The sequence below is a fragment of the Pseudarthrobacter linnaei genome (assembly GCF_055412825.1).
This window is the reverse complement of sequence record NZ_JBVAYX010000011.1, coordinates 32,184-55,348: the sequence shown is the minus strand read 5'-3', so window position 1 is coordinate 55,348 and position 23,165 is coordinate 32,184. Positions and strand designations below refer to the sequence as shown.

Sequence of the window (23,165 nt, the reverse complement as noted above, 5' to 3'; positions counted from 1 at the left end):
CGCTTGCCCGTCCCTAGTTTGTGCCGCCGGCGGCGTGGCGGGAGAGGGTTCCGGCGGTCTGGATGCTGGACTCGTGCCCGGCCATGCCGGCCTGGCGCGCGCGGGCGAAGGCGCCGGGCAGGGCCGCCAGCAGCGCATCGACGTCGGCGCCGGTGGAGGAATGCCCCAGGCTGAAGCGCTGGGCGCCGCGGGCGGTGTCCTCGTCCAGTCCCATCGCCAGCAACACATGGGACGGCCGCGGAACCCCCGCGGTGCAGGCCGATCCCGTGGAGGATTCCACTCCGGCCAGGTCCAGCAGGAACAGCAGCGAGTCGCCTTCGCAGCCGGGGAAGGTGAAGTGCGCGTTGCCCGGCAGCCGTCCCGCGCCGGGAGCCCCCCGCAGTACGGCGTCGGGCACGGCTGCCCGGACGCCGTCGATCATCCGGTCCCGGAGCCCGGCGATGCGCGCTGCTTCCTCCGGAAGGTTGGCCGCGACGGCTTCGGCGGCCGCGGCAAACGCTGCAACCGAGGCGGTGTCGAGGGTTCCGGAGCGGACGTCCCGTTCCTGTCCCCCGCCGTGCTGGACCGGGGTCAGTTTCACGGCGCGGCCCAGCAGGAGGGCCCCGACGCCGACCGGGCCGCCGATCTTGTGCCCGGAGATGGACATGGCGTCGAGTCCGGAGGCACGGAAATCCACAGGCACCGAACCGAACGCCTGGACCGCGTCGGAGTGGACGGGGACGCCGGCCCGGTGCGCCAGTTCCACGATCTCCGCGATGGGCTGGAGGGTGCCGACTTCGTTGTTGGCCCACATCACCGTGACCAGGGCGATCGATGCCGGGTCCCGGGAGAGCTCTGCCGCCAGCACGGCCGGGTCGACGACGCCTTCTGCATCCACCGGCAGCCAGCAGACCTCGGCACCCTCGTGCCGCTCAAGCCATTCGACGGTGTCCAGCACGGCGTGGTGCTCGACGGCGGAGCACAGGATGCGGGTACGGGCCGGGTCCCCGGCGCGCCGGGCCCAGTACAGGCCCTTAACGGCAAGGTTGTCGGCTTCGGTTCCGCCTGAGGTGAAGATGACTTCGGAGGGATGCGCCCCGGCCGCGGCCGCCAGCACCTCGCGGGCGTCCTCGACGGCGCGCCGGGCGCGGCGGCCGGATCCGTGCAGTGAGGACGGGTTGCCGGTCCGGGCCAGTTCGCGGGTCAGCGCAGCCAAGGCTTCCGGGGCGAGGGTGGTGGTGGCAGCATGATCAAGGTAGACAGGCACAGGGCAATTCTACCTGCGGGCGCTCCGCGGTACTGGTGTAGATTCGAGCGGTGAAAGCGTCCCTGTACCTGGTCCTGGCCACCCTGTTCTGGTCCGGGAATTTCATCGTCGGCCAGGCCGCCGTCGCCTCGATGACCGCCCTGGACCTGACGTTCTGGCGCTGGACCCTGGCCGCCGTGCCGTTGCTGCTTTTGGCCCACTTCGCGGAGAAACCCGACTGGCGCGCGGTCCTGAGCCGCTGGCCGGCGCTGCTGCTCCTGAGCGTGCTCGGCATGAGCGGGTACACGCTCCTGCTGTACGGGGCGCTCGGCCACACTTCCGCCGTGAACGCCGCCCTGATCACGGCGGCCAACCCGGCCCTGATCGTTGTCATGGCCATCGTGCTGCTCGGCGAGAGGACCACCCGGCTGGGCTGGCTCGGCATCTGCCTCGGCCTGCTTGGCGTGCTGCTGGTGCTGACCCGAGGCGAGCTGCAGCGAGCACTGAGTGTTTCCCTCAATATTGGTGAACTCATGATGATCGGCGCGATCATCGTCTGGGGCCTTTACACGATCATTGCCCGCAGGCTGGGCGTCCCCGCCATCACGGCCACGGCCGTGCAGGTGGCAATGGCGGCCGTCACGCTGGCGCCCTTCGCCCTCGCCCTCAATGTGCGGCTACCGGAGACGACGTCCGAGGCCTGGTCGCTGGCTTACATCGTCGTCTTCCCGTCGCTGGGCGCCTACCTGTTCTGGAACATCGCGCTGAAGACCACCCCGCCCGGGATAGCCGGGAACTACCTCAACCTGATCGTTGTGTTTACGGCGGTTATCACCGTGACGCTGGGGACGCCGCTCACCTCCGTCCAGATCGGCGGCGGCATCCTGGTGATTGCCGGCGTGCTGCTGACCGGTCGGAACGGGCAGCCAAAACCCGCGGTCGCCGCCCCGTCGGGCCTTGCAGCCTAGGCTCCGGGTTCCTGGCGCCTGACCCGGGCACAGCACTGCGCCGGCTGCGCGGTTCCCTGCGCGCGGAGGTCTTTGATGGCAAGCGCCTGGACCCGGTCCGGGTCGATGCCGCAGCCGGCCGCGGCCCCGGCCAGGAAGGCCCCGTTCATGGCGCAGACCACGTCGGCGTGGCCCTCGGCAATCCGGTGGAATGGGCAGTTGAGCAGCACCAGGCCACCTGCGCCGTCGTCCTCGGGACGGTAGCCCTCCGCGGCGAGGAAGCCGGCGAACCCGGCTCCCCCGGCTGTCGCCCCGGGATTACCCGGCGCTGCAGCCCCGCCCGCGGCCCGGGCGGCGGCCTCCCCCCGCGCGTAGGCCGTGCGCACCAGCGCGTCGCGCGCGGTACCGCCGTCGGCCGTTGACTCCTCGATGGCCGAGACGAGAAGCTCGGCGGCCAGATCGTAGTTCCGGTCCGGTACCGAGGCCGCGACCTCCCGGACAGCTGCCAGATACAACTTGGCCGGGCGGCCCGAACCAGGCCCTCCCCTGCCGGCCAGTTTCCGGAATTCCACTGCCAGGAGCCCGTCGTGCACCAGCCGGTCCAGCTGGAAGGAAACCGTGCTCCTGGGCAGCCCGAGCGCGCCGGCGGCATCGTCGCGGCTGACCGCGCACCCCGCCGAGGCGACGAAGTCGAACAGCTTGCGGCGGTTCTCGTCCCCCAGCGACGCGACGGCCGCGATCCTGCGGTTCCAAGGGGTACGGATCATGACTTCAGCCTATCTCTAAAAACAAGATCGGCTGCTTAACTGCCGCCCGGCGGCTGGGTCAGCCGGACGGCGGGACGACGGCGATCCACGCCTCGGCGTCGATCCGCGCCGCGGCCAGAGTCGCGGCGTCGGGGCAGGAGGCGGACAGGTACACGGACGAGCCCGAGGTGCTGAACAGTCGCGCGTAGATTGCCGTGGCCCGGGCCCCGGCCCGCTCTCCGCCCGTATACACAAGGACCTCGACGCGCGGAGCCGGCTTGCCGGGTTCTCCGCCCCAGCGCAGGGTCGCCGGTTTCAGGTAGGCCGGAAGAATGCTGGCATCAAGGTACTGGAAGAGCACCTCCGTGGACGCCCTGTCGTCGCCGGAAACAGCGAGGGCCGCTTGGTTGCCCCGGACCTTCGCCGAGACCACACAGCCGTCCTCCTTGACGTACTCACTGGTCCCGGCCACGTTTTCCTTGCCCGGTTTCCACCGCGGCACCTCGCGCAGCCCGTCGGACAGCCGGACGGGCACGCCGGCCGCCAGCGTCCCGCCGGCGGCGAACGGCATGTCCCGCGCCGCAACCGCAGCGGCATCGTGGCCGGGTGTGATGGTGGGCGTGGCCAGGGTCGGTGTCGCCGGCGCCGCCTTCGGTGCGGACGGGTCCGGAACGCCGACGCTGCAGCCGGCCAGCGCTGCCGCGACCGCGAGCGCCAGGAACGCGCGGCTCCCGCGCTTTGTGCGGAGGGCGCGACGGGAGCCGGAGCCCATGCCCGCCATTGCCGTGACGCCGGTTTCCCGCTTGCTTCCCATGCCTCGCTCCGCCCCAATTCGCCATCCCGGCTCCGCATTCCTGCCCGGGCCCCCGCACGAGTCTAGACTCTCGCCGGAAGCATCGCCGGGTGCCGCGGCGACCGGCCCCCAGCCACCGGGCTAAGCCAGGACCCGCACGGCCCCAGGAACCACCTCGATGGTGAGAGGCAACGGCCCGATCCGCTCCCCGTCCGCATAGGCCACCACCGCGTCCGCGGACAGCTCGACCTTGCGGACCCGCCGGATGCGCACGGCCGGATGCCCGAGGTGGCCGCCGGAAAAAACCTTCGGAAAGACCCTCAGCAGGCCCAGCCGGGACAGCGGGCCGACGATGAAGAGGTCCAGGTTGCCGTCGTCGAGCACGGCGTCAGGGGTGATTTTCATGCCGCCGCCGATCGATTGGCCGTTGGCGACCGAAATGAGCATCGCGTCCTGCTGCCAGCGCTCGCCGTCGGCCGTCACGGTGTAGGTGATCGCCCGGAACGAGGCGAGTTCGCGGAGCATGGCAAGGTGGTAGCGGGCCTTTCCGACGGGCCACCGCCAGGCGTTGGCCCGTTCGTTGACGGCGGCGTCGAACCCGGCGGACACGACACCGGCAAACCAGCGGGATGTCCCGGGCGAAGACGCCCGTCCGGCGTCGATCAGCCGCCCGCCGGAGGCCAGGGCAGCGAGCACCACCGCGCAGGCGCCGGGGACGTTGTGCGCCGGCACGCCGAGCGCCCGCGCCATGTCGTTTCCGGTGCCGGTCGGAACAATCCCGAGCGGGACCGTGCCAAGGGGCAGGCCCGATCCGGCGAGGGCATTGACGCCGAGGTGGACCATACCGTCGCCGCCCACCACCACGAGGGCGTCGATTCCTGAGGCCACGGCCTTGTCCACAACCCGGGCCAGCGCGTCGTACGAATCCTCGCTAAGGACCATGACCTCCGCCCCCGCAGCCCGGAAGTACGCGGCGGCTTCGTTGCCGGCGTGCCGCCCGCGGCCGAAGGAAGCCCGCGGGTTGACGGCGACGGCGATCATCATGCGCTGAATTATGCCAGTGGTCGGGAACCTTCCGTGCCGGTACGCTCGTTCTTCCCATGCCGGTTAAATCGGCCAGGCCGGACGTCCAGGATGGGCTTGCACCACCGAGGCAAAGGATTCTTGCTTGACGCAGGGCAACAGCTCGCATTACCAGGTCCTACGAATCCCCGTCACGGCGACGGAAAAGGAAATCAAAGTGGCCTACCGCAAGGCCGCCCGCACCGCGCACCCGGACCACGGTGGCGACCCGGCTGCATTCCGGCGCGTCACACTCGCGTACGAGACGCTGATCGATGCCAAGAGCCGGGCCGACTACGACCGGTCCTACGGCAGCGGCCGCGGCACTTTCGCCGGGCCCGCACCTGACGAAGGGGCCCACTTCGATGCACCGGCGGCCGGCAGCCGCGCCTCGGCCAATGTCCGGCGCCCCAACACGCCACAGAACACGGCCTCCGACGCCCCGGTCTACCTCCCGCCCTTCGAGCAGTATGCCGGGACAGGCGAGGTGCCGCTGATCCCGCAGCGCCTGGCCAGCCAGCAGGTCCACGGGCTGCCCCGCAAGCGCGGCATCTTCGGGGCCGAGGCCCGGATCCAGCGGGAGATGCGGACGGTGCAGCTCATCAGCCGGCAGATCCTCCCCGCCATCCCGGCCGCACGGCTCATCAACGGGCTGCAGTCCCCGGCGGACAACAGCCACATCGACCATGCCGTGCTCGCCGGCTACCGCATGGCAATCATTGGCTCGATGCTGCTGCCGCCGGGGGCCTATGCCTGGAACGGCAGCGCCCTGACCCACGGCGGACGGTCCATCGCACCGCCCCAGCTGGCCCACGTGGTGCGCCGCATGCAGGACATCTTCCCGGAACTGAACGTCACCGGCTGGACCGTAGTCCACAGCAGCGACGGCAACCTGCACGAACCGGTGATCGACCGGCACCGCCGCTCGGGGTCGCACGAGACCGTGCAGGTGGTCAACGCCGCCGGGCTCGCCCGGGGCCTCAAGCAGTTCCTGAGTTCAGGACCGGCCCCCAACACCGTCATCGTCCCGGTGCTGGCCCGGCTGCTGCGCGGGATGCACTAGCTGGCTCGCTAGGATGGGACCGTGTTCCGCATCCTCTTCCACGCCCCAGAAATCCCCGGCAATACCGGCAACGCCATCCGCCTGGCCGCCATCACCGGAGCCGAGCTGCACCTGGTCGAGCCCTTGGGGTTCGATTTCTCCGACGCCAAACTGCGCCGTGCAGGTCTCGACTACCACGACCTCGCCGTCGTGACCGTCCATCCGGACATCAACGCCGCCTGGGCCGCCCTCGCTCCGGAGCGCGTCTTCGCGTTCACCTCCGACGGCGAGGCGTCCTACACCGACATCAGTTACCGGCCCGGGGACGTACTGCTGTTCGGCCGGGAATCGGTGGGCCTGCCGGAGGAACTCAAACACGACCCCCACGTCACGTCCCGCGTCCGGCTGCCGATGCTGCCCGCGCTGCGCTCGCTGAACCTTGCAAACGCAGCTTCGATCGCGGTCTACGAGGCGTGGCGCCAGAACGGATTCGCCGGCGCCAGGCTGTAGGCGCCGCGACTTTTCTCCCCGCCCGGCCCATCCGGTTGCCCGGCCGTCCCGAATCACTGCTGAAGCCCAGTTCCATCCACGGGCGCAGCTTACGGGGGAGGGAGCGAGGAACGGCAGGTGACAACCATGCAGGTGGATAGACGTCCGGCCCGGCTTGCTGCGGGTGGCCACGACCCAGCAGCAGCCCGCCCTGACCCGCGATCGGCGGAGGGCACCTTATGCTTGAAGGTGATGGACACTCCCAACGCCCCGATTCCCGAGGCCGCCGCTCCCCCTGGCACGCCGGCCGACGTGAACCGCCGTCTCGGCGCACTGCTGCAGCAGATTGCCGCCGGCGACCAGGCAGCCTTCGCCGAGTTCTATGAACTCACCTCCCGGCGCGTCTTCGGCATGGCCCGGCGGGTACTCATCGATGTGGAACTCAGTGAGGACACCACCCAGGAGGTCTTTCTCCAGGTCTGGCAGAACGCCTCCAAGTTCAATCCCGACGTCGGCAGCCCGCTCGCCTGGCTCATGACCATCTCGCACCGCAGGGCTGTGGACAAGGTCCGTTCCTCCCAGTCCTCGACCGACCGGGAAGCGAAATACGGCGCCAGCAGCCAGGACATCGACCACGATTCGGTCTCCGACGAGGTCGGCAGCAGGCTGGAGGCCGAGGCTGTCGTCCGCTGCCTGGGGACGCTGACCGATACACAACAGGAATCCGTGCGGCTGGCCTACTATGGCGGCCTCACCTACCGGGAAGTCGCAGAAAAGCTAAACGCTGCGGTACCCACCATCAAGTCCCGCATCCGCGACGGACTAATCCGGCTGAAGACCTGCCTGGGGGTGAGTTGAGATGACTGACACAAACGCACAGAACAGCGCCCGCGTCCCCGGCGGCTTTGCAGCGGATATCGCCACTGACCTCGCCTCGGGACGCGCGGCAGACCTCGCCGAGGTGTATGCCCTGGACGCCGTGGACGACGCCGACCGCGCGGCCATCGAGGGTTACCTCCACTCGGCTCCGCAGGCCGAACGCGCTGCCTTCGACGGACGCGTCCGCCAGGCCCGGGAGACCCTCGCGGCCAGCTTCGCCGCCGAGGAAGAGCCGCCGCCCGGCCTGCTGGACCGGATTCTGGCGTCCCTGCCCAGCCAGGACGCCCCTGCTGTGCCGGGCGCCCACCCGTTCCACGAGGCGTCGGCGGTCCCGCCGGTCGTCGCCCGTCCTGTCCGGGAGCCCTCCGGGCCCTCTGTCACCGACGAACTCGGCGACGCCCGCAAGCGCCGGGAGGAACGACGGCGGCCGCAGGGAATGCGCAACTGGCTCGTCGGCGTCGCGGCCGCAGCCATCATCGCCCTGGGCGGTGTCGGCGTCGGTGCGTACGTGGCGAACCAGAACGATCCGCTGAACCAGGTCCTCCAGGCCGGCGATGTGCGGCAGGCGACTGTCAACGTCACCGGCGGCGGTACGGCGACCGTGACCGTCTCCCCGTCGAAGGACGCGATCGTCGTGAAGATGAACGACGTCCCGGCGCCGCCGGCCGGCAAGGTCTACCAGATGTGGCTGATTCCCAAGGACGGCTCGGCCCCGGTGTCCCAGGGCCTGATGGACGCGGAGGCGTTGTCCAAGCCGGCCGTCGTCAAGGGCATCAGTGCTGCGTCAGCGCTCGGCATCACAGTGGAACCGACCGGTGGATCGGCGTCGCCGACCACCCCGACCGTGGCCGCCGCCCCGCTGGGGGCCTAGCGTCGGGGCCACGGCCCCACCCGCGCACCAAAAGAAGCCGGGCAGGCTTTGGACCTCCTGAAGGTCCAAAGCCTGCCCGGCTTTGCACTGTCCCAGCCAGGTGCCGGTTCGGCTACGGCCCGCCGGCGTCACCCGCGTTGCAGGCGCCGCGGGCCCCCCGTGGCTCGCCGCATCCGGCGGAACCCGCGTTTGAGGCGCCGCGGGCCTCCCGGGGGTCGCTGCATCCGGCGCCGAGGTCGAGCCTGTCGATAATTTCCTGCGCTTCGTCTGCAGGTGCCGAACTCACGCTGAGCGTGATGAAGTTTTCGTCCCCCGCGGGGGCCTCGAGAGCCTCGAACTGGGACTCGAGCAGGGACGGGGGCATAAAGTGCCCGAGCCGGGATGCCAGCCGGTCCGAGATCCGGTCCCTGCTCCCGTCGAGGAACACGAACACCACATCTTCGCCGCGCAGGACATCCCGGTAACGCTTCTTGAGCGCCGAGCAGGTGACGACGCCGGGGACGCCGGAGTCTGTATGCTGCCGGATCCATCCGGCGATGCTTTCGAGCCAGGGCCCGCGGTCCGCGTCGGTCAGGGGCTGCCCGGCGTGCATCTTCGCTACATTCGACGCGGGATGCAGATCATCGCCTTCCGCGAAATCCCAGCCCAGCCGGCTGGCCAGCAGGCCGGCCACCGTCGACTTTCCTGATCCCGAGACGCCCATGATCACGAGCACCGGATGCTGCGCAGTCTTCGCCATCAAAGCCTGCCCTTCTCAAATAAATATGATTTAAACCCCAGCTTAGGGGAGAGGGCAGCTCGGGGCAAGGCTAAAACCCGGCGATGGTCCCCGTTCCGTTGACTGTGACGACGTGGAACGCCTCCGCGCTGCGGCCGGCCGGGAGACTGCCCCGTTCCGCGGTCCGGAGCATCAGCCCTCGGACGGTGCGGTCCATGGCCTCGATGTCCGGGTGCTGGCTGACGTGGATATGGATCGCGGCGAGTTTGGCCTCGACGTGGTCGGTGACATCGACGACGTGGTTTTCGCGTTCCTCCGGCCCGGCGAAGAGCCACAGCCAGGGCAGTTTGTATGCCTCCAGCCCGGCCTCGGCCAGCTCGGGATACGCGAACGGGTTCTCCAGCGCCGGATACACCGCACGGGTCACCGCCTCCCCCACCGCCAGATGGTCGGGGTGGCTTTTCTGGATCCGGTGCCAGTTCCGTTCCGGGTGCATCGAGAGCACGACGTCGGGGCGCAGCTGGCGGATCAGCCGCACCACCTCCCGGATCACGGCGTGCGATGGCTCAAGGTAGCCGTCGCGCTCGTGCAGGTAGTGGATGTCGGTCACGCCGACGAGGGCGGCGGCACGGCGTTGTTCCTCATTCCGCAGCCGGACAATCTCGTCCCGCTGCCCCGGATCAAAACCGCCGGCGTCCCCGTCGGTCATGATGCAGTAGCTGACCCGCACCCCCGCAGCGGTCCAGGCCGCGACGGTGCCCGCGGCGCCGAAGTCGATATCGTCGGGGTGCGCGGCGAAGCAAAGCACCCGTTCGATCCGCTCGTGTTCCGGATCGAACGGGCCGGGCGCCTGTGCGGCGAAGGTGTTCAAGGAATCAGCCCTTGCGCTTCTTGATTTCTGCGGTTGCCTGCGGCAGGACCTGGAAGAGGTCCCCGACGATGCCGAAGTCGGCGATCTCGAAGACGGGCGACTCGGCATCCTTGTTCACGGCCACAATCACCTTGGCGGTCTGCATACCGGCCTTTTGCTGGACGGCCCCGGAGATACCCGCCGAGATGTACAGCTGGGGCGATACGGTCCTGCCGGTCTGGCCGATCTGCGCGTCGTGGCCGATCCAGCCGGCGTCCGTGGCGGCTCGGGAGGCGCCGATGGCGGCACCGAGGGCATCGGCCAGGTCTTCCACCGGGCGGAAGTTCCCGTCGACGCCGCGGCCGCCGGCCACGACAATCCGCGCCTCTGCGAGATCCGGGCGGCCGCTGGCGGCCTTCTCGTTGCGGGCCGTGATCCGGGCCGAAGCCGCGGTGGCGGTTTCCGGCACCTCCACGGTGACGGTTCCCGGCGCGGTGCCGGTGACGGCGGGCTCGGGGGTGATGCTGTTGGATTTGACGGTCAGGACCGCGACCGGCGTCGACGCCTTCGCCGTGGTGGTCCAGGAGCCGGCCAGCACGGACTTGTGCGCGGTTCTGTCCGGGTCCACGGCGACGACGTCGGTGATGACGCCAGCACCTAGCTTAATGCCCAGTCTCGCCGCGATTTCCCTGGCCTCCGCCGAATTCTCGGTCAGCACAACGGTGGCACCAGCGGTCTGCACCGCGGCGGCCAGGTAGGAGGCCTTGGGCCCGACGAGGTAGTCGTCGAGGTCCGCCGCGGAGGGCCGGTACAGCGCCTGGACGCCGTAGGCCCCCAGCGTCGCCGCAACGTCGTCGTGCAGCTCTCCGTTGAAGGCGACGGCCGGTTCGCCCAGGGACCGGGCAATGGTGAGCAGCTCCAGGCTGGCCTTTTTCAGGGCCGGGCCGGGGTTGTCGATGAATACAAGCACTTTTGCCATGTCTGGGAGTCCCCTTAGAGCAGCTTCTGGGCGGCCAGGAACTCAACCAGCTTGATGCCGGCGTCGCCCTCGTCCGTGATGATGGTGCCGGCGGTGCGTGCCGGGCGTATCTCGGCGGATTCGACGACGGTCCAGGATCCGGACCGTCCGACCTGGGCCGGGTCGACGCCGATGTCCGCGAGACTCAACGTGGTGATGGTCTTCTTCTTCGCTGCCATGATGCCTTTGAAGTTCGGGTAGCGGGGGTCGTTGATCTGGTCCGTGACCGAGACGAGGGCGGGCAGGGTGGCCTCGACCGTGTCCGCGTGCAGGTCGCCGTCGCGGCGGGCGGTGAGCTTGCCGCCGTCGAGCTCCAGCGAGGCCGCGAAGGTGACCTGCGGAAGGTCGAGGCGCTCGGCGAGCTGGGCCGGGACCAGGGACGTTTCGCCGTCGGTGGAGGCCATGCCGGTGATGATGAGGTCTGCGGGGGTTCCCGCACCGAGGTGGCGGATGGCGGCGGCCAGTGCCAGGGAGGTGGCGGCGGCGTCGGACCCGGCCAGCGCGTCGTCGCTGAGGTGGACGCCTTCCGTGGCGCCAATCTGCAGGGACTTCTTCACTGCGTTGACCGCACCGGCGGGACCCATGCTCAGGGCAATGACCTTGTTGCCGGCTGCTTCCCCGCCCCGGGCCTCGATCAGCTGGAGTGCGGCTTCGAGGGCGTACTCATCCAGTTCGGACAGGATGCTCTCTGAGCGGTCCGCTGTGTTGCCCTCTCCGGTGAGGTGCCGGTCGAACTGGGCGTCAGGGACGTGCTTGACCAGCACGATGATCTTCAATGACTCTTCCACTGTGTTTACAGCAGCCTTCCATGCGGGTGGACAGCCAGCCGGGTGGGGTCGTGGCCACGGAACGCCCGGGGTGCCGGGTTGATCCTAGCTAACCATATCGGGGAGCACAGGCACGGCTTGGGTTAAGGCCTGTGTCAGGGGCCGGGATGGGACGGCGAAGGCCGGGCGGCGCCTGGTGGTGCCCCCCGGCCTTCGGGTGGTAACGCCGGGTGCTGTCCCTATTGCTCGGCGGCCGCGCCGAGGGTCACGTCCAACTGCTGTTCCTTGCCGTCGCGGAGGACGGTGACCTTGACCGAGGCCCCGGCGGGCTGCTCGCGCACGGCGGCGGTCAGCTGGTTCGGGTCGCTGATCGCGAGGGCCTGGAACTTCGTCACGACGTCGCCGACCTTGACGCCGGCCTTGTCCGCGGCGGAGCCGGACTCCACCGTGGCGACCTCTGCCCCGATGGAGAAGCCGGCGGCCGAGGCGCCCGCGGTCTTCTGCTTCACGCTCACGCCGAACTGGCCATGTGTGGCCTTGCCCGTGCTGATGATCTCCTGGGCGACGCGCTTTGCGTGGTTGATCGGGATGCTGAAGCCAACGCCGATGTTGCCGCTGCTGGCGGCGTTACCGCCGGCGGAGGCGATCGCGACGTTCACGCCGATAATCTCACCCTTGGTGTTGACCAGGGCACCGCCGGAGTTGCCCGGGTTGATGGCGGCATCTGTCTGGATCACGTTGATCGCGATGGTTCCCTGGTTGGCGGTGCTTTGGCTCTGCCCGCCGTCCGGCGGGGCGAACTGGAAGCCCTGGTCGCCGCCCTGCGAGCCGTCGGAGCCTTCCTTGGGCGCGGCCGATGAGGCAACACTGATGGTGCGGTTCAGGGTTGACACGATGCCGTCAGTCACGGTCCCCGTGAGGCCCAGGGGCGATCCGATCGCGACGGCGGTGTCGCCGACGTTCAGCTTGCCGGAGTCACCCAGGACCGCCGGGACAAGCCCGGAGGCGTTTTGGATCTTTACCACGGCGAGGTCGGACAGCGGATCCGTCCCAACGATCTCTGCGCTATAGACCCTGCCGTCGCTCATCCGGACTTCGATCGCGGCGCTGGCCGCCGTACCGTCGAGGGTGACGACGTGCGTGTTCGTGAGGACGTGGCCTTCGCCGTCCAGGATGATGCCGGAGCCCGTCCCGCCCTCGCTGCCGCTCGACGCCTTGATGGTGACCACGCTGGGGGTGGCCTTCACGGCAGCTGCGGTGATGGCGTTCACGTCTTCGCGGTTGTTCACGATGACCGGGCCGGACTGGCTGCTGCTGCCGGACCCGGTGGACGTGGTGGCCGGGCTTTCCAGCAACTGTGTGGCGCCTGCGACCACACCGCCGCCGACCAGGCCTGCTGCGAGAATGCTGGCCACGAGGGTGGGGACGCCGAAGGCAGCCTTGCGCTTCGGCGCGTGGGCGGGGTTGGCTGCATACGGCGACCCTGGCTGGTTGCCCCCATAGCCGCCCTGCTGAGCCTGGCCGTAGGGCCCCTGGGCGTACGGCGGGTTGGCGTGCTGGTCACGCGTTTGCTGGGGCTGGCCGAAGGCGGAGGTGCCGGCCGGCGTGGCGTTCCCGGGGGCGGGCTGCGGGCTGGGCTGACCCGGGGCTTGGCCCCGCTGCGGGTGTTCCTGGGTGGCGCCGAACTGTTGCGTCTCCGGTGCCGGGGGACGGCCGTAGGACGGCTGGTGCTGCGGGTAGACCGGCTGCGGGGGGTTGTCCGCGGCCCGGTCCAGCCGGAGCGTCGGATTCTCGGGTGCTGAGTCCGGCGCGGGGGCAGCCTGCGGGTGCCCCGGAGCGACCTCGTTCGGCGTGGCCGGCTCCCGGTTCTCTGGTGACGCGCCCTGCGCTGGGTTCTCAGTCATAAGACTTCCTTTCATCCTCGTCTCTATATAACTATGGACGATCTCACTGATACTAGGGCGCACGTTTGCTGGGAGATTGCTGGACAAAGGAAGCGTCGTGTCCGGCGTTGCTCCGGTGGTTCAGCGCTTTTCGCTGGTGGCATATTCCCGCCGGTGGACGGCCCAATGGGTGCACCATAGAATCAAATGGAATCGCCACAGCGACCTGCGGCTTTACATCTGCGTGGGGGCGCTGCTGCATTCTGTGACGACCGGTTCGGCCCGAATTGGTCGCAGAAGTGCTGAAGGGTTGCACATGCGGTCTACCTATAAACGTTTCCTCGCCGTTCTTGGCGTCGTCGGACTGCTGGCGCTTCCTGCCGCTCCGGCCCTCGCCGAAGATCCGGTGACCATTCCGTCTGGCCAGAACATCGCGGACAGCGGCAACCTCCTCGGAAGCCGCACAGGTGAAGTCCAGGACGCCATCCAAAAGCTCCTCAAGGACCACAAGTACAACCTCTACGTGGTCACGGCCAAGACCTTTGAGAACCCCACCGACCCGAAAGCCTGGGCTGTCGCCGTAGCCACCAACAAGGGCATGGGCAAGGCCGACGTCATCCTCACGATGTCCGACGACGGCAAGTACTATTTTGCGCCCAACTCGGCCAGCGCCATCGCCTCCAAGACCAGCAACATTACCCAGAACGCCATCGTTCCCAACCTTGCCGGCGGGAAGCGGGACTTCGCCCAGGCAGCCATCGACACTGCTGCTGCCGTAGGGGACGCCGCAGGCGGGGGCAGCGGCTCGGTCTCCTCCGGTGACGGGGCAGGCAGCGCCGTACTTGTCGGCGTGGGCGTCGTTGCCGCAGGCGGAGCGGGCGCCTACCTCTATCTTCGCAACCGCCGGAAGAAAGCTGCCGCGGGAGCGCAGGCAGGCTTCGGCCCGCAGGGCGCCGAGCTGGATCCCCTGGCCGGACTCACCGTCGAGGAACTGCGCCGCAAAAGCGGCTCACTCCTGATCGAGGCCGACGACGCCATCAAGTCCAGCGAACAGGAACTTGGCTTCGCGCAGGCCCAATACGGTGACGCCGCCGTCGGGAACTTCACGAAGGCCCTGGAGGACGCGAAGGGCCACATGTCGGAGTCCTTCAAACTGCAGCAGCAGCTCGATGACCACATCCCCGATACCGAAGAGCAGCAGCGGACCTGGCTCGGTGAGATCATCCGCCGTTCCGAGGCCGCACTGGCCTCCCTGCAGGAGCAGAAGGCCGACTTCGATTCACTGCGCGAGCTTGAAAAGAATGCCCCGCAAGCCCTGGCCGCCGTCAGCGCCGGCGCGAGTGAGGCGGAAGCCAAAATCGCCAGCGCCGAGCGGTCCCTCGCCGAGCTGCGCGCCAAGTACGCCGAAAGTGCCCTGGTCCAGGTCGGCGACAACATCAAGCAGGCCAAGGAACGGCTCGCCTTCGTGCAGAACGCCTCCGTCACGGCCCAGGAGAAACTCAGCGCCGGCGAAGGCAGCCTGGCCGCCGTCGCCGTCCGTGCGGCGGAGGAAAGCCTGCACCAGACGAACGTGCTGATCGGCGCCATCACGAAGGTCGCCGGAAGCCTTGACGAGGCCCGCAGCGGCCTGGAGTCCGCCGTCGTGGACACCTCCCAGGACCTGGCCCAGGCCAGGGCCCTGATCCAGTCCGGGGCGCACCCCGAACTCGCCGGACCGGTCGCCGCGGTGGAAGCCGCCCTGGCGCAGGTCAAGGCCGAAATCCAGGGCGGCAAGATCGACCCGATCGCCACCCTGGAGCGGGTCGAGACGGCGCACCAGTCGCTGGACGGGGCTCTCTCCGGCATCCGCGACCAGCAGGAGCAGACCCGCCGGGCGCAGGCCTCACTGCAGCAAACCATCATGTCCGCGCAGGCGCAGATCAGCGCGACCTCGGACTACATCACCGCCCGCCGCGGCGGCGTGGGCACCGAGGCCCGGACCCGCCTGGCGGAAGCCCAGCGGAACCTCGACTACGCACTGTCCATCTCGCGCACCGACCCCGTCACCGCCCTGCAGTACGCCCAACAGGCGCACTCGCTGGCGGCGCAGGCGGCACAGCAGGCGCAGTCCGACGTCGACCACTTCGGCGACTACGCCAACCAGGGCTACGGCCGCGGCGGGATGTTCGGCGGCGGCGGAGGCGGCGGCCTGGGCGGCGCCATCCTCGGCGGCATCCTGATCAACTCCATCCTGCACGGCGGCGGCGGAGGCGGGGGCTGGGGCGGCGGCGGCGGAGATTCCGGCGGAGGCTGGGGCGGCGGGGACTTTGGCGGCGGCGGAGGGGACTTCGGCGGCGGAGACGCCGGCAGCTTCTAGCTGGCCAGGGACCGGCTGACACGGACACACACAGACTACACGCCAGCGGAAACGCTCCCGCCGGCGGATAGAAGCGGTACATTTCACTGTTCACCGAAATTCAGTGGGAACCACTGAGCAGGACGAAAGGTAACACCATGAAGCAGTCCATTTTCGGCCGCATGGCGCAGCTGGCGAAGGCCAACATCAACTCCCTGCTGGACCAGGCCGAGGACCCGCAGAAGATGCTGGACCAGATGGTCCGGGACTACACCAACAACATTGCCGAGGCGGAGTCGGCTGTAGCCCAGACCATCGGCAACCTGCGAATGCTCCAGGACGATTACAACGAGGACATCAAGAACGCCCAGGACTGGGGCAAAAAGGCCCTCGCCGCGTCCCGCAAGGCGGACGAGTACCGGGCCAAGGGCGACATCGGTGACGCCGAGAAGTTCGACAACCTCGCCAAGGTCGCCCTGCAGCGCCAGATGTCCGCGGAAAACGAGGCAAAGTCCGCCGAGCCGAGCATCGCCTCCCAGACCGAGGTCGTGGACAAGCTCAAGCACGGCCTGGGGCAGATGAAGGGCAAGCTCAACGAGCTCACCAGCAAGCGCAACGAGCTGGTGGCCCGGTCCAAGACCGCCGCAGCCCAGACCCAGGTGCACGATGCCATGAAGAGCATTGACTTCATGGATCCCACGTCCGAGGTGGGCCGCTTCGAAGAGAAGATCCGCCGCGAAGAAGCCAAGGTGCGCGGCCAGCAGGAACTCGCCGCCTCCAGCCTGGACGCACAGTTCAACTCGCTGGAGGACCTCGGCGAGCAGACCGAGATTGAGGCGCGGCTTGCCGCGCTGAAGTCCGGCGGCTCCCCCGCCGCCATCGGCGCCGGTGAAAACCGCGCCGCCGGTTCCACCGTCGACGAGACGGACTTCGACAAGCTGTAGGCACACCCCGGCGTGTTTCCGCCGGGTTAGTAGCACCGGATCGGCGGAGGCCGGGCCCGGACCGTCCACCGACGGTCCGGGCCCGGCCTCCGCTGTGAAACGGACGGTGCCCGCTGGTGCGGCTGTGGTGCGGGCGGGGCGGGGCGCCGCGTGTACCGTTGACCCATGTCTTCGGGAACCCTGTCTTCGACCCTTGTCTGGCTGCGCGACGACCTCCGGCTGGACGACAACCCCGCCCTGATCGAAGCGGCGTCGCTGGGGCAGCCGCTGACCGTGGTCTATGTCCTCGACGAGTCTTCCCCCGGTGTGCGGCCCCTCGGCGGCGCCACGAAATGGTGGCTGCACCATTCGCTGGCGGATCTCGCCGCCGGACTTGGAGCCACGGGATCCCGCCTGCTGCTGCGCCGCGGCGCGGCTGCAGACATCATCCGGGACCTCGCCCGGGAGACCGGCGCCTCGACGCTGCTCTGGAACCGCCGCTACGGCGGCCCCGAACGCGAGGTGGATGCCGACGTTAAGGCGTGGGCCGGGGAACAGGGCCTGACGGCGGCCAGCTTCCAGGCGAACCTGATGTTCGAGCCGTGGACGGTGCGGACCGGGGCGGGCGGGCCGTACAAGGTCTTCACGCCCTTCTGGCGGGCCTGCCTCGACGGTCAGGAGCCCCGGCTCCCCCTGGACGCCCCGGATCGCCTCCCTGCCCCGGCCGTGGACGCCGCGGGCAGGCTCCCCGCCGGCGACCCGCTCGAGAGCTGGGGACTGCTTCCCCGCCGGCCTGACTGGAGCGCCGGCCTCGCCACCACCTGGCAGCCAGGGGAAGCCGGGGCCCACCAGCGGCTGGAGGACTTCCTCGACGGTCCGGCCGTGGAGTATGGCACCGGCCGGGACATCCCCGGGGTCGAGGGAACCAGCCGGCTCTCAGCGCATCTGCGGTTCGGCGAGATCAGCCCCTTCCGCGTCTGGCACGCGCTGCGGGAACACTTTGGGCCCGCGGCGCCGGCCGACGTCGGGATCTTCCGCTCCGAACTTGGCTGGCGGGAGTTCTGCTGGCAGCTGCTCTACGAGAACCCGCAGCTGGCCACCCGGAACTACCGGCCCGAGTTTGACCGCTTCGCCTGGCAGACACCCTCCCAGGCCGAACTCGGGGCCTGGCAACAGGGCCGCACCGGCTACCCCCTGGTCGACGCCGGGATGCGCCAGCTGTGGCAGACCGGCTGGATGCACAACCGCGTCAGGATGGCCGCCGCGAGTTTCCTGGTCAAGAACCTGCTTGCCGACTGGAGGCTCGGCGAGGCCTGGTTCTGGGACACGCTCGTGGACGCAGATGCCGCAAGCAACCCGGCGAACTGGCAGTGGGTCGCCGGATCCGGCGCTGACGCCTCGCCGTACTTCCGGATCTTCAACCCTGTCACCCAGAGCAAGAAGTTCGACGCCGGCGCCCGCTACCTGCGCGCGTTCCTCCCGGAGCTGGCCGGCCTGGACGACAAATCGATCCACGAACCGTGGAAGGGCGATGGTTCGGCAGCGGGTTACCCGGAACCGATCGTCGGGCTGCCGGAGTCCCGTGCCCGGGCGCTGGAGACCTACCAGCGGCTCAAGGACGGCTAAGGCGGGCCCGGGGCCCTATCCGGCCGCACGGAACCGGGGGCAGCCTGGACCCCCAGCACCGGGCAACTGGGGCAACAAGAAAGGCCCGGATCTGTTGATCCGGGCCTTTCTTTCTTCTTCAGTTGCGGGGACAGGATTTGAACCTGTGACCTCTGGGTTATGAGCCCAGCGAGCTACCGAACTGCTCCACCCCGCGTCGCAAGATCAACACTACCGTACTTTTAGCGCCGCCCGGACCACCCCTCCGGACCACTGGCGGCCCACCGTACGGGCCGCGTGCCAGGACACCCGTTGCCGGGTTAAAGCAGAAGGTCCGTCACACTGTCTCCAGCGTGACGGACCTTCTCTTCAGTTGCGGGGACAGGATTTGAACCTGTGACCTCTGGGTTATGAGCCCAGCGAGCTACCGAACTGCTCCACCCCGCGTCGCAAGATCAACTCTACCTGCCGGTGAACTGGAGGCCAAATCGAGGCGGCGTGATGTGCATCTCCCGCCCCGGGGCATGGGACCGTCCGTGTCCGGCGGGAAACGGAAAGGCCGGGTTCACGCTCCGGTGGGAGCGCGAACCCGGCCTTCAGCCGTGCATCGGCCAGCCGTAAACCGGCGGGCCGGGCGTCAGCTGCTCGGTGTCGGGGCCGGGGTGGCCGCCGGCGTGGTGGCATCCGGCGCCGGGGTGGCCGCCGGTGCAGGAGCCGGAGCTGCCGCCGCGATCTTGGCTTCGGCGTCGATGGCTCGTTGCAGGGCCGCGGTCAGCTTCCTCTGCTCCTCGCCGTAGGCTGCGAAGTCGCCCCTCGCGAGGGCCTCCTGGCCGGCCTTGATGGCGGCGTTCGCCGCGTCCAGTGCCGCCTTCAGCTCCGCCTTGGCGTCCGTGCTGCCCGGAGCGGACGGGGTCTCGCCCGGCGTCGTGGGCGTGCCGGGCGTCTGCCCGTTGTTGGCCGAGTCGCCGGCACTGGCTCCGGACTCACCGCCGAACAACTGGTTCAGTGCCTCATCCAGGGTCGGCGCGAAGCCGATCTTGTCACCGAACGCCACGAGGACGCGCTGCAGCGTGGGGTAGGAGGTTTCACCCGTGGACCGCAGGTAGACGGGCTGCACATATGCCATGCCGCCGCCCACCGGCAGCGTCAGCAGGTTGCCGTTCAGCACCGCCGACGCGCCCTGGCGCAGCAGGTTCAACGCCTGCGACACGGTGGGGTCCGAGTTGAACTTGTTCTGCGCCTGGCCGGGACCGGGGATGTTGGCCTCCGGCGGGATCTGCAGGAGCCTGAGCTGGCCGTAGCTCTCGGCCTTCACACCCTTCTCCTTGCCGGCGTCGGAGTCGGCGGCCAGGAAGCCGTAAAGCACGTTGCGGGCGTTTCCGTTGACCACCTGCGGGATGAACGAGGACGTCAACTGGAAGGCCGGGCTGTCCTGGTCAGGCATTTTCAGGGACATGTAGTACGGCGGCTGCTTGACGTCGTCCTGAACGGTCGGATCGTTCGGGACGCTCCAGGCGTCATTGTTGGTGTAGAAGTTATCCGCCTGGGTGACGTGGTAGCGGCCCAGGAGTTCCCGCTGGACCTTGAACAGGTCCTCCGGGTAGCGCACGTGGCTCATGAGGTCCCCGGACATTTCCGAGAACGGCTTCAGCGAGGTCGGGAAGATGTTCTGCCACGCCTTCAGGACCGGATCCTGGTCATCCCAGGCATAGAGGGTCACTTTTCCGTCGTAGGCGTCGACTGTGGCCTTGACGGAGTTGCGGATGTAGTTGACGGAGGTGTTCGGCAGGGAGGCCGTCCGGCCCGCGGTGGTCTGGGAGTCTGCGGTGGCTTCGGAGAGCTGCTCCTGCTGGGAGTACGGGTAGTACGGGCTCGTGGTGTAGCCGTCCACGATCCACTTCACCCGCCCGTCGACGACGGCCGGGTAAGCGTTGCCGTCCACGGTGAGGTACGGGGCAACTTTTTGGACACGTTCCCGGGGGTTGCGGTCGTAGAGGATCTGGGATTCGGCATTCACACCGTCAGAGAGCAAAAGGTCCGAGGACTGGAACTTGATCGCGTAGAGGACCTTGTTGAAGAAGCTGCCCACGTTCGGGCCGCCGTCGCCGGTGAAGGTGTACTGCGTTTCTCCGTCGCCTTCCTTGGCGGCCGGCCGGTCCTGCTCGCGGTTCGGTGCGCCTTCGGGTGCGCCGACGATCGAGTAGTCAGCAGAGTTCTCGCCGAAGTAGATCCGCGGCTGGTAGGTCGAGTCATTGCCGAGCACGCCGGTGGACGGGATTCCGGCCTGCAGGAACTCCGGCTTGCCGTCGACGGTGAACTTGTTGCCCTTGGCGGCGACGACGCCGTAGCCGTGGGTGTAGACGACGTGGCGGTTCAGCCAGGACTGCTGGTTGGCGCTCAGCCCGTCCGGGTTGAGTTCGCGGACGGCAATGACGGTGTCCTGGATCTTTCCGTCAATCTCGTAGCGGTCCACGTTCAGGGCGCGCGGGAACTGGTAGTAGGGCCGGTACTGTTCGAGCTGGGAGAACGCGTCCGAGATCAGGTTGGGGTCCAGCAGCCGGATGTTCGCCGTGGTCTGCGCGTCGGGGGCAAGGGCGCCCGTGGTGGCGTTGGTGGTGGCGTTGTACCGGGTCTCCTGGATCTTGTCGAGGCCGTACGCCGAGCGGGTCATCTTGATGTTGCGTTCGATGTACTGCTTCTCGAGGGTCTGCTCAGAGGGCCGGACCTGGAACTGCTGGATCACCCAGGGGTAGACGCCGCCGGCCAGGATGGAAGTGATGACGAGCATGGCGGTTCCGATGACGGGCAGCCGCCACTTGCCGATCACGGCAGCGACGATGAACAGCACGGCGACGAGGACCGCGGCCACGGCCAAGATGGATTTGGTGGGGATGACGGCGTTGACGTCCGTGTACAGCGCACCGGCCCAGCGGCCGCCGCTGTTCTGCACGGCGGCGTAGCGGTCAAGCCAGAAGTTGGCGCCCAGCAGCAGCAGGAAGACTGCGCCGGAGACGGCGAGGTGGATCTGCGCCGCGCGGCTGGTGAAGATGCCGCGTTCCAGGATCCGGATGCTGCCGTACAGGTAATGCGTCAGGATGCCCGCGACGCCGGCGACGATGGTGACGCTGATCAGGAATCCGGTGACGAAGCCCAGGAACGGCAAGGTCATCAGGTAGAAGCTGATGTCGAGCCCGAACAGCGGATCGCTCTGGCCAAAGGGTTCCTGGTTCAGGAACAGGAGCACCTTTTGCCACTGGCTGGCAGCGGCGCTTCCGGCGAACAGGCCGAAGAGGACCGGCAGCCCGATCATGACGACGCGGCGGATCGGTTCAAGCTGAACCTGGTAGCGGTTCAGGTTGTCCCTGATGTCCGCGTCCGGTGCGTACACGGGGCGGGCGTGGTAGGCGATCCGGATGGCGAAGAAGACGGCGGAGAACATCAGGGCGAATCCGGCCAGGAAGATGGCGATGCGTGCCAGGTTCTCGGTCAGGAAGACTTCGAAGAACCCCAGCTGCTGGTACCAGAGGACGTCCGTCCAGACATTGGCGAAGGAGATGAAGCCCACAACAATCAAGGCCACAACAATCAACGTCGGCGTCAGTGCGCTTCGTCGTTGCTGGGGTCTTCCGGGCGGGACAGTGCTGGCGGGACGGGACAAACTCGGTACCTCATAGCTGGTCGTCAGTTACTGGTTTTTAGTTATCTGTGCGGTGCCTTGATGCAGGAACGTGAGATTGCTGCAGTCTAGCGGCCGCCGGCACCGCCCCAACAGGGCGGCGGAGCCGTCATAAGTGCCACGACTGGCGGCGGATCTTAGTTCCGCCGCCAGTCTAGTTGCTGGAGCAAACCGGAAGCCCGGATGTGTCGGCCCCGGACGCGGCCAGTTCCACCGCTTTCCGTGCATCGGCAAGATTCTCGACCCGTACCACCTGCAGACCGTCCGGAATATGACCGACGACGTCGCCGCAGTTCGCGGCCGGCGCCAGGAACAAAGTGGCGCCGCCGGAGCGTGCGCCGTGCATCTTCTGGCTGATGCCGCCAATCGGCCCGACAGCGCCGTCGGGGGTGATGGTTCCGGTCCCCGCGATGTGCTTGCCGCCGGTCAGGTCGCCGGGTGTGACGGTGTCCACGATGCCCAGGGCGAACATCATCCCGGCGCTGGGACCGCCAACCTTCTCCAGGGAGATCTTGACGTCGAAGGGGAACTTGAACTGGTACTGCAGCAGGACCCCGAGGATGAACCGTCCGGCCTCGGTCCTGGCGGGTGTGATGCTGGTGGCCACATTGCTGCCGTCACGGTCGACGACGACCTCCACCGGGGCGCCGTTGCCGGCGGCCAGCTCAGCCTGGACGACGCTCAGCGCGGTCGCCGGCTTGCCGTTGACGGACACCAGCACGTCGTTTTCCTGGAGCTTGCCGGCGGAGGCGGAGCCCTCCGGGACGCCCGCGATCTGCATTTTCTGCTCGAACGCGATCCCCAGTTCCCGGAGCGCTGAGGCCACGGCGTTCTCCTGCGAGGTGGTCATCGCGACGGCACTTTCCTGCTGGGACTGCTCCTTGGTCACACCGGCGGGGAAGACGAGTTCCTCCGGATAGACGCCCTTCGCGCCGTCAAGCCAGGCGGAAAACGCCTCGAGGACCGTCACCGGCCCGTTGGGGCCGCCGTCGACGTAGACCGTGGTCAGGTCCAGGTTGCCCTGGGCGGGAAAGCTCTCGCGGCCGGTGACGCTGATGACCGGTTGACCGTTGTCATTGCCGAGGGTGTTGAAGGTGGGACCCGGCGATTCCACGACGTACGGGACAGGCAGGCTCAGGGCGGTAATCCCCAGCGCCAGTGCCAGCAGTCCCGAGACGAGCATGGCTGATGAGCGGTTGTCCCGCTGCCGGCCGGAACGTGATCCGGACAGCAAGGCCCTGCGGCCCCGGGTCTGGCCGGCCGCCGGCTCGCTGCCGGGCTGCCCGCCCTGCGTAATCGTCAATGAAGGACCTCTCCGTGCCGGCGCCCGGGGACC

The 23,165-nt window shown here is 68.5% G+C and carries 19 protein-coding genes and 2 tRNA genes; 8 read left to right on the top strand and 13 right to left on the bottom strand.

The features are described from left to right. Positions 1 to 13: 13 nt before the first annotated feature. Entirely contained in the window at positions 14 to 1,246 is a 1,233-nt protein-coding gene (locus ACZYZ3_RS11915) for a cysteine desulfurase family protein (RefSeq protein ID WP_463964028.1), read from the bottom strand. A gap of 50 nt (positions 1,247 to 1,296) precedes the next feature. Here ACZYZ3_RS11915 and ACZYZ3_RS11910 point away from each other — a divergent pair, with 50 nt between their 5' ends. Continuing rightward, complete coding sequence (locus ACZYZ3_RS11910) at positions 1,297 to 2,193, top strand: DMT family transporter (protein ID WP_463964027.1); 897 nt, start codon at positions 1,297 to 1,299, stop codon at positions 2,191 to 2,193. Here the strand turns inward: ACZYZ3_RS11910 and ACZYZ3_RS11905 are convergent. The 3 genes from ACZYZ3_RS11905 to ACZYZ3_RS11895 form a co-directional block, all read right to left on the bottom strand. After that, positions 2,190 to 2,939 (bottom strand): helix-turn-helix domain-containing protein, encoded by a 750-nt coding sequence (locus ACZYZ3_RS11905; RefSeq protein ID WP_463964026.1) that lies wholly within the window; start codon positions 2,937 to 2,939, stop codon positions 2,190 to 2,192. The two genes, ACZYZ3_RS11910 and ACZYZ3_RS11905, sit on opposite strands and share 4 nt — an antisense overlap. Positions 2,940 to 2,997: 58 nt before the next feature. Beyond that, positions 2,998 to 3,732, bottom strand: a complete 735-nt coding sequence (locus ACZYZ3_RS11900) for a hypothetical protein (protein WP_463964025.1) — start codon at positions 3,730 to 3,732, stop codon at positions 2,998 to 3,000. A gap of 120 nt (positions 3,733 to 3,852) precedes the next feature. Beyond that, entirely contained in the window at positions 3,853 to 4,755 is a 903-nt protein-coding gene (locus ACZYZ3_RS11895; RefSeq protein ID WP_463964024.1) for a diacylglycerol/lipid kinase family protein, read from the bottom strand. A gap of 124 nt (positions 4,756 to 4,879) precedes the next feature. Between ACZYZ3_RS11895 and ACZYZ3_RS11890 the strand changes: the two genes are divergently transcribed. The 4 genes from ACZYZ3_RS11890 (at position 4,880) to ACZYZ3_RS11875 (ending at position 8,054) form a co-directional block, all read left to right on the top strand. Next, a complete protein-coding gene (locus tag ACZYZ3_RS11890) occupies positions 4,880 to 5,836 on the top strand; it encodes a J domain-containing protein (protein ID WP_463964023.1) in 957 nt (318 codons plus the stop codon). A 21-nt stretch (positions 5,837 to 5,857) separates the two neighbouring features. Next, positions 5,858 to 6,325 carry a tRNA (cytidine(34)-2'-O)-methyltransferase gene (locus ACZYZ3_RS11885; protein WP_463964022.1) on the top strand — a complete coding sequence of 156 codons (468 nt, stop codon included), beginning with the start codon at positions 5,858 to 5,860 and terminating at the stop codon, positions 6,323 to 6,325. Positions 6,326 to 6,556: 231 nt separating this feature from the next. Beyond that, the gene (sigK, locus tag ACZYZ3_RS11880; protein WP_463964021.1) at positions 6,557 to 7,162 is read left to right on the top strand and encodes an ECF RNA polymerase sigma factor SigK; all 606 of its coding nucleotides are present in this window, start codon (positions 6,557 to 6,559) and stop codon (positions 7,160 to 7,162) included. Between the two features lies 1 nt (position 7,163). Continuing rightward, positions 7,164 to 8,054: an anti-sigma factor gene (locus tag ACZYZ3_RS11875; protein ID WP_463964020.1), complete on the top strand. Its 891-nt coding sequence runs from the start codon at positions 7,164 to 7,166 to the stop codon at positions 8,052 to 8,054. A 112-nt stretch (positions 8,055 to 8,166) separates the two neighbouring features. Here the strand turns inward: ACZYZ3_RS11875 and ACZYZ3_RS11870 are convergent, their stop codons facing one another. From ACZYZ3_RS11870 to ACZYZ3_RS11850, 5 genes are all read right to left on the bottom strand, one after another. Further along, a complete protein-coding gene (locus ACZYZ3_RS11870) occupies positions 8,167 to 8,793 on the bottom strand; it encodes a gluconokinase (RefSeq protein ID WP_463964019.1) in 627 nt (208 codons plus the stop codon). 70 nt (positions 8,794 to 8,863) lie between these two features. Continuing rightward, positions 8,864 to 9,643 carry a PIG-L deacetylase family protein gene (locus ACZYZ3_RS11865; RefSeq protein WP_463964018.1) on the bottom strand — a complete coding sequence of 260 codons (780 nt, stop codon included), beginning with the start codon at positions 9,641 to 9,643 and terminating at the stop codon, positions 8,864 to 8,866. Positions 9,644 to 9,647: 4 nt separating this feature from the next. After that, entirely contained in the window at positions 9,648 to 10,601 is a 954-nt protein-coding gene (locus tag ACZYZ3_RS11860; RefSeq protein WP_463964017.1) for an electron transfer flavoprotein subunit alpha/FixB family protein, read from the bottom strand. 14 nt (positions 10,602 to 10,615) lie between these two features. After that, a complete protein-coding gene (locus tag ACZYZ3_RS11855; protein WP_463964071.1) occupies positions 10,616 to 11,416 on the bottom strand; it encodes an electron transfer flavoprotein subunit beta/FixA family protein in 801 nt (266 codons plus the stop codon). Positions 11,417 to 11,646: 230 nt separating this feature from the next. Continuing rightward, a complete protein-coding gene (locus ACZYZ3_RS11850; RefSeq protein WP_463964016.1) occupies positions 11,647 to 13,311 on the bottom strand; it encodes a S1C family serine protease in 1,665 nt (554 codons plus the stop codon). Between the two features lie 295 nt (positions 13,312 to 13,606). On the opposite strand from ACZYZ3_RS11850, the gene ACZYZ3_RS11845 reads away from it, so the two are divergent. The 3 genes from ACZYZ3_RS11845 to ACZYZ3_RS11835 all read left to right on the top strand — a co-directional run bounded on the left by ACZYZ3_RS11845 (position 13,607) and on the right by ACZYZ3_RS11835 (position 18,174). Next, on the top strand, positions 13,607 to 15,646 hold the full coding sequence (locus tag ACZYZ3_RS11845; RefSeq protein ID WP_463964015.1) for a TPM domain-containing protein: 2,040 nt from the start codon (positions 13,607 to 13,609) through the stop codon (positions 15,644 to 15,646). 137 nt (positions 15,647 to 15,783) lie between these two features. Next, positions 15,784 to 16,569 carry a PspA/IM30 family protein gene (locus ACZYZ3_RS11840; protein ID WP_463964014.1) on the top strand — a complete coding sequence of 262 codons (786 nt, stop codon included), beginning with the start codon at positions 15,784 to 15,786 and terminating at the stop codon, positions 16,567 to 16,569. Positions 16,570 to 16,734: 165 nt separating this feature from the next. After that, complete coding sequence (locus ACZYZ3_RS11835) at positions 16,735 to 18,174, top strand: cryptochrome/photolyase family protein (protein ID WP_463964013.1); 1,440 nt, start codon at positions 16,735 to 16,737, stop codon at positions 18,172 to 18,174. A gap of 122 nt (positions 18,175 to 18,296) precedes the next feature. Here ACZYZ3_RS11835 and ACZYZ3_RS11830 read toward each other — a convergent pair. The 4 genes from ACZYZ3_RS11830 to ACZYZ3_RS11815 all read right to left on the bottom strand — a co-directional run bounded on the left by ACZYZ3_RS11830 (position 18,297) and on the right by ACZYZ3_RS11815 (position 23,132). Then, a tRNA-Met gene (locus ACZYZ3_RS11830) sits at positions 18,297 to 18,370 on the bottom strand. 156 nt (positions 18,371 to 18,526) lie between these two features. Then, positions 18,527 to 18,600, bottom strand: a tRNA-Met gene (locus ACZYZ3_RS11825). 190 nt (positions 18,601 to 18,790) lie between these two features. Beyond that, a complete protein-coding gene (locus ACZYZ3_RS11820) occupies positions 18,791 to 21,811 on the bottom strand; it encodes a UPF0182 family membrane protein (protein WP_463964012.1) in 3,021 nt (1,006 codons plus the stop codon). Between the two features lie 172 nt (positions 21,812 to 21,983). Beyond that, positions 21,984 to 23,132, bottom strand: coding sequence for a YlbL family protein (locus ACZYZ3_RS11815; protein WP_463964011.1), 1,149 nt, complete (start codon positions 23,130 to 23,132; stop codon positions 21,984 to 21,986). Between the last annotated feature and the right edge of the window lie 33 nt (positions 23,133 to 23,165).